Origin of the sequence: Methylibium rhizosphaerae (genome assembly GCF_006386545.1) — a bacterium.
Classification (GTDB): Bacteria; Pseudomonadota; Gammaproteobacteria; order Burkholderiales; family Burkholderiaceae_C; genus Pseudorivibacter; species Pseudorivibacter rhizosphaerae.
Map to the genome: position 1 here is coordinate 231,309 of NZ_SWAR01000001.1, position 11,530 is coordinate 242,838.

At 67.6% G+C, this 11,530-nt stretch carries 10 protein-coding genes; 1 reads left to right on the forward strand and 9 read right to left on the reverse strand.

The genetic code is table 11. The features are described 5' to 3' along the window. Nucleotides 1–4 precede the first annotated feature (4 nt). Entirely contained in the window at nt 5–1,987 is a 1,983-nt protein-coding gene (gene yoaA, locus E8D38_RS00975) for a DNA repair helicase YoaA (RefSeq protein WP_140625841.1), read from the reverse strand. After that, the gene (locus tag E8D38_RS00980; RefSeq protein WP_140625842.1) at nt 1,984–2,187 is read right to left on the reverse strand and encodes a YdcH family protein; all 204 of its coding nucleotides are present in this window, start codon (nt 2,185–2,187) and stop codon (nt 1,984–1,986) included. The genes yoaA and E8D38_RS00980 overlap by 4 nt, the downstream gene beginning before the upstream one ends. Nucleotides 2,188–2,250: 63 nt before the next feature. Here E8D38_RS00980 and E8D38_RS00985 point away from each other — a divergent pair, with 63 nt between their 5' ends. Continuing rightward, a complete protein-coding gene (locus E8D38_RS00985; protein WP_140625843.1) occupies nt 2,251–3,018 on the forward strand; it encodes a PP2C family protein-serine/threonine phosphatase in 768 nt (255 codons plus the stop codon). A 14-nt stretch (nt 3,019–3,032) separates the two neighbouring features. Here the strand turns inward: E8D38_RS00985 and E8D38_RS00990 are convergent, their stop codons facing one another. From E8D38_RS00990 to soxY, 7 genes are all read right to left on the reverse strand, one after another. After that, nucleotides 3,033–3,644 carry a hypothetical protein gene (locus E8D38_RS00990; RefSeq protein ID WP_140625844.1) on the reverse strand — a complete coding sequence of 204 codons (612 nt, stop codon included), beginning with the start codon at nt 3,642–3,644 and terminating at the stop codon, nt 3,033–3,035. After that, nucleotides 3,641–4,741 carry a cell division protein ZapE gene (zapE, locus tag E8D38_RS00995; RefSeq protein ID WP_140625845.1) on the reverse strand — a complete coding sequence of 367 codons (1,101 nt, stop codon included), beginning with the start codon at nt 4,739–4,741 and terminating at the stop codon, nt 3,641–3,643. The genes E8D38_RS00990 and zapE overlap by 4 nt, the downstream gene beginning before the upstream one ends. 78 nt (nt 4,742–4,819) lie before the next feature. After that, entirely contained in the window at nt 4,820–6,250 is a 1,431-nt protein-coding gene (gene lpdA, locus E8D38_RS01000) for a dihydrolipoyl dehydrogenase (protein ID WP_140625846.1), read from the reverse strand. Between the two features lie 10 nt (nt 6,251–6,260). Beyond that, nucleotides 6,261–7,517 (reverse strand): 2-oxoglutarate dehydrogenase complex dihydrolipoyllysine-residue succinyltransferase, encoded by a 1,257-nt coding sequence (gene odhB, locus E8D38_RS01005; protein WP_140625847.1) that lies wholly within the window; start codon nt 7,515–7,517, stop codon nt 6,261–6,263. Nucleotides 7,518–7,636: 119 nt separating this feature from the next. Further along, nucleotides 7,637–10,495: a 2-oxoglutarate dehydrogenase E1 component gene (locus tag E8D38_RS01010; protein ID WP_140625848.1), complete on the reverse strand. Its 2,859-nt coding sequence runs from the start codon at nt 10,493–10,495 to the stop codon at nt 7,637–7,639. 243 nt (nt 10,496–10,738) lie between these two features. Then, nucleotides 10,739–11,050: a thiosulfate oxidation carrier complex protein SoxZ gene (soxZ, locus tag E8D38_RS01015; protein ID WP_140625849.1), complete on the reverse strand. Its 312-nt coding sequence runs from the start codon at nt 11,048–11,050 to the stop codon at nt 10,739–10,741. Nucleotides 11,051–11,067: 17 nt separating this feature from the next. Then, on the reverse strand, nt 11,068–11,520 hold the full coding sequence (soxY, locus tag E8D38_RS01020) for a thiosulfate oxidation carrier protein SoxY (protein ID WP_140625850.1): 453 nt from the start codon (nt 11,518–11,520) through the stop codon (nt 11,068–11,070). Between the last annotated feature and the right edge of the window lie 10 nt (nt 11,521–11,530).

Consider the following 11,530-nt stretch of genomic DNA (forward strand, 5'->3'; position numbering starts at 1 on the left):
CGGCTCAATGCCGCTGCGCCAGAACCGCCAGCCACTCCTTCGCTTCGCTCTCGCTGGCCAACGGTGTCATTTCGGGCAGGGCCGCCCGCAGCCGGCGCCCGTAGTTCATCTGCGCCATGCGCGGGTCGCAGATCACCAGCAGCCCATGGTCCGACTCGGTACGGATCAGACGCCCGGCCCCTTGCTTCAATGACACCGCCGCCTCGGCGACGAAGTAGTCGCTGAAGGCATTGCGCCCTTCGGCTTCGAGGCGCTTCACCCGCGCCTCCACGAGGGGATCGTTCGGGGGCGGGAACGGCAGCTTGTCGATGACCACGCACTGCAGCGCGTCGCCGGGCACGTCGATGCCTTCCCAGAAGCTCTGCGAGCCCACCAGCACGCTGCGCGGCGTGGCCAGGAACTGCTGCAGCAGCTGCCGCTTGGGCGAGCGCCCCTGCACCAGCAACTGGATCGACCCTCCCGGCGCCGTTGCCAGCGGCTCGGCCAGCACCTCGCTGATGGTCTGCAGCGCACGCAGCGTGGTAGTCAGCACGAAGGTGCGCCCTCCAAGGGCATGCGCGAGTTCGATGGCGAGCCGGGCCACCGCCGCCGGATGCCCCGGCTCGTTCGGCTTCGGAAAGGCACGCGGCACGTACAACCGGGCCTGCGCCGCATAGTCGAACGGGCTGCCCACGCGCAGCGTACGCGCCCCCTCGAGCCCGGCCGCCTCGGTGAACCACGACAGACTGTCGTCGTCGCCGAGCGTCGCCGAGGTGAAGACCCAGGCCTTGGGGGCACGTTCGATCTGTTCGCGCATCGCCTCTCGCACGTCCAGCGGCGACTCCACCAGACGGGCTTGGTGCGCGGTGAGGTCGATCCAGCGCACCTGGCCCGGCGCCGCAGGCAGCAGGAAAGCCCGTGCACGCTGTTCTAGGGTGTGTGCACGCTCGACCAGCTTGACGAAGTCGGGCGACAGCTCGCTCACCGTGTCGAGCCCCTCATGCGCCGCGGCGCAGGCGCGCGCCAGCGCCTCGAGGGCCAGGCGGAACTCCTCGCGCGCCCCACGCTCCTCCCAGCGCAGCTTGAGGGCGCTGCGCACGTCGCGCAGGGCGCCGGCCGCTGCGATGCGCAGGTCGCGAGCGGCTCGATCGCAATGGGCGGCCAGGTCGTTCCAGGGCACGAGGCCACGGGCCTGCTGCAGGCCTGCGGCCAGCATGTCGCGCGCGAAATCGAGCACCTGGCTGGTGCCGAGCGTGGCGCCGAGGAACTGCACACCCGCTTCCGCCAGCTGATGCGCCTCATCGAACACCGCGATGTCGACGCTCGGCAGCAACTCCGCCACGCCGCTGTCGCGCAGCGCCACGTCGGCAAAGAAGAGGTGATGGTTGATCACCACCACGTCGGCGGCCATCGCGTCGCGGCGCGCCTTCATCACGTGGCAGCTGCGGTATTCGGGGCACTCGGAGCCCAGGCAGTTCTCGCGCGTGGAGGTGACGAGCGGAATGACGGGCGAGCGTTCGTCCAGCCCCTCGAGCTCGGCCAGGTCGCCGCTCACCGTGCCGTGGGACCAGGTCTCGATGCGCGCCAGGGCGCGCACCGCAAACCGGTCTGGCAGCTCGGCGGACTGGCGCGCCTGGGCGAGCCGGTGCAGGCACAGGTAGCTGCCGCGGCCTTTCAGCAGCGCCGTCGTCACCGGCACCTGCAGGGCTTCACGCAGTCGCGGCAGGTCGCGCAGGTACAGCTGGTCCTGCAGGCTCTTCGTGGCTGTGCTGATGAGCGCCCGGCCGCCGGACAGCAGCGTGGGCACGAGGTAGGCGAAGGTCTTGCCCACGCCTGTGCCGGCCTCGGCCACGAGCACATCCTTCGCGTCGATGGCTGCCGCCACTTCGCTGGCGAAGCGCACCTGCACCTCGCGCTCGCGATAGCCGGCATCGGCACCGGCCAGGGCGCCGCTGGGCGCGAACGCAGCGGCCACAGCCTCCTGCAGCTCAGAGGCGGGTTCACTCACGCGGGTTCTTTCGGGGAGAGGTCGGCTTCGAGGCGGGCAATCTGGTCTCTCAGCATCAGGCGACGCTTCTTCAATCGGCGCAAGGCCAGTTCATCCTTGGCCGGCTCGGTCGCTGTCTGGTCGATCAGGCTGTCGAGGTCAGCATGTTCGATGCGCAGTTCGATCAGGCGGCGCTGCGGAGAGTGCAAGTTGTCGTCCATGGCGCACGCGTGCGGGTGGTTTTCGAGATTCGAACGAACCCAAAACGATTATAGTTTTCGCCCATGAGCACAACGGCCCAGGGATACCGCCTCACCGCCGCCACCGGTATTCACCGTGGCGATCGGATGTACCAGCAGGACCAGGTGGAGATCCTGCCCCACACCCGGGTGCCAGGCTGCCTGTTGGCCGTCGTGGCCGACGGCATGGGGGGCAAGAGCGGCGGGCGCAAGGCGGCCGACCAGGTGATCCTCACTGCCAAGCAGCTGTTCGAGCGTTACGCACCGGCCAAGGACGACCCGGCCGAGGCGCTGAAGCAGGTGGTGCTCGAGTCGCACCTGATGATCAAGCTCACCGCGATCACGGCCGAGGAAGAGCCGCACAGCACGGTGGCCGCCTTCCTCATCAACCCGACACGCGAGTGCGACGTCATCCATGCCGGCGATTCGCGCGTGTACCACTTCCGCGGCCCCGACATGGTGAGCCGCACCACCGACCACTCCTTCGTGCAGCGGCTGGTCGACGAAGGCCAGATCACCGAAGACGAGGCCAACACGCATCCGCAAGCCAACCTGCTGACCGGCTGCCTGGGCACCTACCAGGACCCGCCGCTCACGCTGCACCGGATCGACCGCCTCGAGATCGGCGACAGCCTGCTGGCCTGCAGCGACGGCCTGTGGCACTACTTCACCCCCAAGGAACTGGGCGCCATCGTGCACACCCTGCCGCCGCGCGAAGCCAGCGAAATGCTCATCAGCAAGGCCCGGCACCGCGCCCGCCAGGGTGGCGACAACCTCTCGCTCGCGCTGGTGCGAGTCGAACCGCTGGCCTGATCGAAAAAGAGCCGTCAGGGCTTCGGGCCGCCGACGGCCGAAGCTGCCGGCACCGGCAACGGCGCAGCCCGTTCGCGCTTGGCCGCCCGCTCGGCCCGCCGCCTTTCAACCGACGCACGGTGTTCTGCCGCCTGCTTGCGGCGAGCGCGTTCGGCCTGCGCCGCCTGGGCCGCCCCGCGTTCCGATGACCTGGCGCCGGACGCCGCGGCAGAAGCCTCTTCCGCGGGTTCAGGCTTCGCTGCACTGGCCATGGCGCTGGCAGGCACCGCGGCCGCACGCGGCTTCGGCTCCCGCAGCGGGCGGGGCGGCGCTGCCGCCGCGGCGCTCTGCGCGCCGACCTTTTCATGGATGCGGCGCATCCGGTCGGCCGCCCTCCTCTGGCGCTCGGCGTCGTCCAGCGCCTGCTGCCGCACCCGCACCTGGTCCAGCGCAGTGCGCCTGTCCCTTTGCGCCGCATCCAGGCAGGCGGTGACGAAAAACTCCTGCTGGCAGGCCTGCGCCCTTTCGGCGTGACGCGATTCGATGGCGCCCCGTTCGGCCGCCAGCCGGGATCGCTCCGACGGCTCCTGCGCCCCAGCAACCAGGACGCAACCCACCAGCACCGCCAGGCAAGCGATCGTCTTCATGTCAGTCGTGTATCGACTTCACGCTTGGCCTGCGTGAGGTATTCCTTGGACTGCATTTCGTTCAGCCGCGACACCGTGCGAGGGAATTCATGTGCGAGTGGCCCCTCGGTGTACAGCTGCTCGGGCGGCACTTCGGCAGAGATGATGAGCTTCACGCGCCGATCGTAGAGCACGTCAACCAGCCAGGTGAAGCGGCGTGCCTCCGAGGCCAGCCGCACCGGCATGGCCGGCACGTTCGACAGGATGATGGTGTGGAACTGGCTCGCGAGCTCGAGATAGTCGTTCTGCGAACGCGGACCGCCGCACAGCGTGGCGAAGTCGAACCACACCACGCCGCCGGCACGCCGCAGCGCCCGCAGCTCGCGGTGCTCGATGTGCAGGCGCGGATCCTCGTCCTTCGCTTCGGCCAGCCGCTCGAAGGCCTCCTCGAGCGCAGCATCCGCCTCGTCATCGAGGGGGGTGTGGTACAGCTGCACCTGCTCCAGCGTGCGCTGCCGATAGTCGGTGCCGTTGTCGACGTTGATGACCTCGAGCTTTTCCTTCAGCAGCGCGATGGCCGGCAGGATGCGGTCGCGGTGCAGGCCGTTCGGGTACAGGCCGTCGGGGTGGAAGTTCGACGTGGTGACGATGCTCACCCGATGCTCGAACAGCGCCGCCAGCAGGCGGTGCAGGATCATCGCGTCGGTGACGTCGGCCACGTGGAACTCGTCGAAGCAGATGAGCCGGAAGCGACGCGAGATGCGCTGGCCGAGCGCGTCGAGCGGGTTCACCGTGCCCTGCAGCTCCTGCAGCTCACGGTGCACTTCGCGCATGAACTCATGGAAGTGCAGCCGCGTCTTGCGCGCCAGCGGCACGGCCTGGAAGAAGCAATCCATCAGGAAGCTCTTGCCGCGCCCCACCCCACCGAACATGTAGACGCCGCGCGGCAGCGGAGGGCGCACCAGCAGCTTGGTGAGCGCGTTCGAGCGCCGGGCCTTGTAGTCGGCCCACTCGTCCTGACAGCGCTGCAGTGCCGCCACCGCGCGCAGCTGCGCCGGGTCCGGCTTGTAGCCGCGTTCGGCGAGTGTCTGATGGTAGAGCTCGGTAACGGTCGGCACGTCTCATCCCCGCCGCGGCCAGCGTGTCGTCGATATGGGCCGGGCGCGGCGGTCCGTGCCGCGCCACGGCTGCAAGGGTCAGAAGTTCAGCGAGCGCTTGTCGACCGCCAGGGCTGCTTCCTTGGTGGCTTCGCTCAAGCTGGGGTGCGCATGGCAGATGCGCGCGATGTCCTCGGCGCTGGCCTTGAACTCCATCGCCACCACGCTCTCGGCGATCAGCTCCGAAGCGTAGGGGCCGACGATGTGCACGCCCAGGATCTCGTCCGTCTTGGCATCGGCCAGGAACTTCACCATGCCGGTGGTGTCGCCCAGCGCCCGCGCACGGCCGTTGGCCATGAAAGGGAACGTGCCCGCCTTGTAAGCACGACCCGCCGCCTTGAGCTGCTGCTCGGTCTGGCCCACCCAGGCGATCTCGGGGCTGGTGTAGATCACCCACGGGATGGTGTTGAAGTTCACGTGGCCGTGCTGGCCGGCAATGCGCTCGGCCACAGCGACGCCCTCTTCCTCGGCCTTGTGCGCAAGCATGGGGCCGCGCACCACGTCACCGACCGCCCACACGTTGGGCAGGTTGGTCTTGCAGTCGTCGTCCACCACGATGGCGCCGCGCTCGTCGAGCTTCAGGCCCACCGCCTCGGGGTTGAGGCCGATGGTGTTGGCCACCCGGCCGATCGAGACGATCAGCTTGTCGACCTCGAGCACCTGGGCACCGCCCTTGGCGTCGGTGTAGGACACCTTCACGCCCTTCTTGTCGCTCTTGACCTCGTTGATCTTCACGCCGAGTTCGATCTTCAGGCCCTGCTTGGAGAAGGCCTTGTGGGCTTCCTTGGCGATCTGCTCGTCCACCGCGCCCAGGAAGGTGGGCAGCGCCTCGAGCACGCTCACCTCGGCGCCGAGGCGGCGCCACACCGAACCCATCTCGAGGCCGATGACGCCGGCGCCGATGAGGCCCAGCTTCTTCGGCACGCCCTCGATGCGCAGTGCGCCGTCGTTGCTGAGGATGTTCTCCTCGTCGAACGGCGCGCCGGGCAGCGCACGGGCGTTGGAGCCGGTGGCCACGATGACGTGCTTGCCGACGATGCTCTCTTCGGCGGCGCCGGCCACCTTGATCTCATAGCCGCCCTCGGCTGCCTTCACGAACGAGCCGCGGCCGTGGAAGAACGTGACCTTGTTCTTCTTGAACAGGTAGACGATGCCGTCGTTGTTCTGCTTCACGACGTTGTCCTTGCGGGACAGCATCTTGGCCACGTCGATCTCGAGGCCCGAGACCGTGATGCCGTGGTCGGCGAAGTGATGCCTGGCGTGCTCGTAGTTCTCGCTCGACTGCAGCAGGGCCTTCGACGGAATGCAGCCGACGTTGGTGCAGGTACCGCCCAGGGCCGGGCCGCCCTTGGCGTTTTTCCATTCGTCGATGCAGGCGGTGTTGAAGCCCAGCTGCGCCGCGCGGATGGCCGCGACGTAGCCGCCGGGGCCGCCGCCGATGACAACGACGTCGAATTGTTTTGCGCTCATGGTCCGCCCCTCAGATGTCGAACAGCAGGCGGGCCGGATCTTCCAGCGCTTCCTTCATGGCCACCAGGCCCAGCACGGCTTCGCGGCCGTCGATGATGCGGTGGTCATAGCTCATGGCCAGGTAGTTGATCGGGCGCACGACGACCTGCCCGTTCTCGACCACGGCGCGGTCCTTGGTGGCATGCACGCCCAGGATGGCCGACTGCGGCGGGTTGATGATCGGGGTGGACAGCATCGAGCCGAACACGCCGCCGTTGGAGATCGAGAAGGTGCCGCCTGAAAGCTCTTCCAGCGACAGCTTGCCGTCCTTGGCCTTCTGGCCGAACTCGGCGATCTTCTTCTCGATGTCGGCGAAGCTCATCTGGTCGGCATTGCGCAGGATGGGCACCACCAGGCCGCGCGGCGAACCCACCGCGATGCCGATGTCGAAGTAGCCGTGGTAGACGATGTCGTTGCCGTCGACGCTGGCATTGAGCACCGGGTACTTCTTGAGCGCGGCCACCGCGGCCTTCACGAAGAAGCTCATGAAGCCGATCTTGACGCCGTGTTCCTTCTCGAACTTTTCCTGGAAGCGCTTGCGCATTTCCATCACCGGCGCCATGTTCACCTCGTTGAAGGTGGTGAGGATGGCGTTGGTGGCCTGCGACTGCAGCAGGCGCTCGGCCACGCGCGCGCGCAGGCGGCTCATCGGCACGCGCTGCTCGGGACGGTCGCCGAGGTTCACCATGGCCGGCGCGGCCACGGCCGGCAGCGGCTTGGCGACTGCCGGCGTGGCAGGCACCTGCACGGCCGGAGCCTGCACGCCGGCGGCGATGGCACCCAGCACGTCGCCCTTGGTGACGCGGCCGTCCTTGCCGGTGCCGGCGACCTGTGCCGTGCTCAGGTTGTTGTCGGCCAGCAGCTTGGCTGCCGCGGGCATGGCGACGTCGGACTTGGAACCACCGGCCGCCGGGGCGGCGGCAGCCGGGGCCGGCGCGGCAGCAGCGGGCACCGCCTTCACTTCGAGCGGGCTCACCTGGGCCTTCGCCTCGGTGTCGATCCTGGCGATGACCTCGTCGCTGGTGACGGTCTCGCCATCGTTCTTGACGATCTGGGCCATCACGCCGGCCGAGGGTGCCGGCACTTCGAGCACGACCTTGTCGGTCTCGATCTCGATGAGGATCTCATCCACCGCCACGGCTTCGCCGGGCTTCTTCTTCCACTGCAGCAGGGTGGCTTCGGCCACCGATTCGGACAGCTGGGGGACCTTGACTTCAACAAGCGCCATGATGCGTGTCTTCCTTGATTCTTCGCGTTGCGTGCGAGTGTTCGCTGTATTCGCTGTGTTCGATGCGTAAGCGCAAGCCGGCCGCGCTCAGGTAACCAAGCGCGCCAGCCTGCAAACCGTCATTTCGTGAGCACGAAGCCCTTGAGCTTGGCAAAGGCCTGGTCGAGCAGGGCCTTCTGTTGCTCCTGGTGCAGGTGGGCATAGCCCACCGCGGGCGACGCCGAGGCCGGGCGGCCGGCGTAGCCGAGCTTCTGGCCTTCGAGCATGTTCTCGTGGATGTTGTGCTGCACGAAGAACCAGGCGCCCTGGTTCTGCGGCTCGTCCTGGCACCACACGATGTCGGTCGCGTTCGGGTACTTCTTCAGCTCGGCAGCGAACGCCTTGTGCGGGAAGGGATAGAGCTGCTCGACGCGCAGGATCGCCGTGTCGGTGCTCTTCTTCTCGTCGCGCTTCTTCACGAGGTCGTAGTAGACCTTGCCAGAACAAGCGATCACGCGCTTGACCTTGGAAGCGTCGATGTCGCCGTTGAGCTCGCCGATCACGGTGCGGAACTCACCCTTGGTGAATTCGGTGAGCGCAGACGTCGCGTCCTTGTTGCGCAGCAGCGACTTGGGCGTCATCACGACCAGCGGCTTGCGGAACATGCGCACCTGCTGGCGGCGCAGCAGGTGGAAGATCTGGCTGGCCGTGGTGGGCTGGCAGACCTGCATGTTGTTATCGGCCGCCAGCTGCATGAAGCGCTCCAGGCGGGCCGAGCTGTGCTCGGGACCCTGGCCTTCGTAGCCGTGCGGCAGCAGCAGCGTGAGACCGTTGGCGCGGCCCCACTTCACTTCGCCGGAGGCGATGAACTGGTCGATCACCACCTGCGCGCCGTTGGCGAAGTCGCCGAACTGCGCTTCCCAGATGGTGAGCGTGTTCGGGTCGGCGCTCGCATAGCCGTATTCGAAGCCGAGCACGGCTTCTTCGGACAGCAGCGAGTCGATGACGACGAACGGCGCCTGGTTCTCGGCCACGTTCTGCAGCGGAACGTAGATGCCTTCGTCCCACTTCTCGCGGTTCTGGTCGTGCAGCACCGCGTGGCGGTGGGTGAACGTGCCCCGGCCGCAGTCTTCGCCCGACAGGCGCACCGGGTAGCCGCTGGCCACCAGCGACGCGTAGGCGAGGTGCTCGCCCATGCCCCAGTCGACGTTGATCTCGCCGCGGCCCATGGCCGCGCGGTCGGCCAGCACCTTCTCGACCAGCGGGTGAGCCTTGAAGTTGGACGGCAGCGTCGTGATGCGCTCGGCCAGGCGCTTGATCTCGGCCAGCGGCAGCGCGGTGTCGGCCGCGTCGGTCCACTTCTTGCCGAGGTAGGGCTGCCAGTCGACGGCGTACTTGCTCTTGTAGTTGGTGAGCACCGGGTCGACCGTGTGCTTGCCGGCGTCCATGGCGGCGCGGTAGGCCTTGACCATGGCGTCGGGGCCGTCGGCCGGCAGCACGCCCTGGGCGACCAGCTTGTCGCCGTAGAGCTTGCGGGTGCCGGGGTGCTGGCCGATCTTCTTGTACATCAGCGGCTGGGTCAGCGCAGGCGTGTCCTGCTCGTTGTGGCCCAGCTTGCGGAAGCAGATGATGTCGACCACCACGTCCTTGTTGAACTCCTGGCGGTATTCGAGCGCGAGCTGGGTGGCGAACACCACGGCTTCCGGGTCATCGCCGTTCACGTGCAGCACCGGCGCCTCGATCATCTTGACCACGTCGGTGCAATACAGCGTGGAGCGCGTGTCGCGCGGATCGCTGGTGGTGAAGCCGATCTGGTTGTTGATGACGAGGTGCACCGTGCCGCCGGTGTAGTAGCCGCGCGTCTGCGCCAGCGCCAGCGTTTCCATCACCACGCCCTGGCCGGCGAATGCGGCGTCGCCGTGCACCAGCACCGGCAGCACCTGGTCGCCTTCCTTGTCGCCGCGGCGGTCGAGGCGGGCCTTGACCGACCCTTCTACGACCGGGTTCACGATCTCGAGGTGGGAGGGGTTGAACGCCAGGCTCAGGTGCACCGGGCCGCCGGGGGTGGACACGTCGCTCGAGAAGCCCTGGTGGTACTTCACGTCGCCGGCCGGCAGGTCTTCCTTGGCCGTGTGCTCGAACTCGGCGAACAGGTCGGCGGGCATCTTGCCCAGCGTGTTGACCAGCACGTTCAGGCGGCCGCGGTGGGCCATGCCGATCACGAATTCCTGCACGCCCTTTTCACCGCCGCGCTGCACCAGCTCGTCCATCGAGGCAATGAAGCTCTCGCCGCCTTCGAGCGAGAAGCGCTTCTGGCCGACGTACTTGGTGTGCAGGTAGCGCTCCAGGCCTTCGGCCGCGGTGAGGCGGTCGAGGATGTGCTTCTTCTTCTCGGCGCTGAAGTTCGGCTTGCTGCGGCTGCTTTCGAGCTTTTCCTGCCACCAGCGCTTTTCCACCGGCTCGGTGATGTGCATGAACTCGGCGCCGATGGTGCCGCAGTAGGTTTCACGCAGCGCCTGCAGGATCTCGCGCAGCGTCTGCTGCTCGGCCTTGGTGAAGTAGGTGTTCGTGGCGCTGAACGTGATGTCCATGTCGGACTCGGTCAGGTCGTAGAACGCCGGCTCGAGTTCGGGGATCTTGGCGCGTTCCTGGCGCTTGAGGGGGTCGAGGTCGGCCCAGCGGGCACCGAGCGAACGATAGGCAGCAATCAGGGACTGGACATGGACCTGCTTGCGGGCCACCGCCAGTTCGCTGGCGCTGGCGCGCACCGCGAAGGCGTTGGCCTTGGCACGCTGCGCGAACGACTCGACGACCGGCGCATGGGCCACGTCGCGCGATTCCGTGCCGTCGACGGCCGGAACGTTCTGCAGGGCATCGAAGTAGGCCCGCCAGTTGTCGGGGACCGAACCGGGGTTGTCGAGGTACGCCTCGTACAACTCTTCCACATAGGGCGCATTGCCCCCGAACAGGTACGAGTTCGACCTGTATTGCTGCATCATCTTTCGCTCACCTTTTGCGCCGGTTTCCAGCGCTCATGTGGGTTGAACAACCTTCCGCGACACGGCTTGACCGGTTGGCGGATTGCGACCCGCCTTTACGGTTCCGAGAACCAGAAAAGGGGACGGGAAGGACCTACAGAGTCAGAGGCGCGACTCTAACACCGCCCCGGTTGCCTCACAAATGCGTGGAAACCGAGAGCGAGAACAGCTGCACGGCCCGCGGGCTCTGGCTTTGGCTCTGGCTCAGGCGATCGTCGCTTCGTCGCTGCGCTTGTCACCGCGGCTGTCGGTCCACGACACGCTGAGGCGGTCGCCCGCCTTGCCGCCCTTGAAGCTGAACTGCAGGTAGGGGTTCTTCGACACCGCGGCGCCCCACTGGGCGGCGAGCACGGTGCGGCCGGCATGCTGGACCAGCACCTCCTGGATGAACCAGGCCGGGATGGTCCGGCCGGCCGCGTCCTTGCGCTGGCCGCTTTCCATCTCGTGGGCCATCAGGATGCGCACGGTGGTCCTGTCGCCCTGCACTTGCGCGCGGATGCGCATCGGTTCTGCCATGTTCGAGGGCCCGTCCTTCAGTTGCCGCAGCCGCCCAGCGTCACGGTGACCTGCTGCGCGGCGTAGTAGTACCGGTCGCCGACCTTCGCCAGGGCATAGACCTTCGAGGTTTCGGCCATCTTGATGTTGGTGGCGAGGTGGGCGTCGGTGCCTGACGGCAGCTCGAACACCGCCGCCAGCGCATTGGGATTCTTCTCGACCACGATGGCCAGCTGCGTGGTGCCGGGCAGCTGGCTGGCGGCGCTGACCCGCACGACCGCGCCGTTCTCTGCGATCTCGGGGGCCTGCAGCTGGACCTGCCGGCTCTCGGCCGCGGCCGCCGTGCCGCCCAGGGCCTTGACCACGGCGGCCAGCGACTGCGCCTCGAAGGCGGCCTGGTTCCAGGCGGCCCGGGCTGCCTGCGGCGAAAGGCCGGCCGCCGCGCCCAGCACCGCAGCGCCGGACTGCAACAGCTCGCGGCGGTTCGTCATGTGTGCTCCA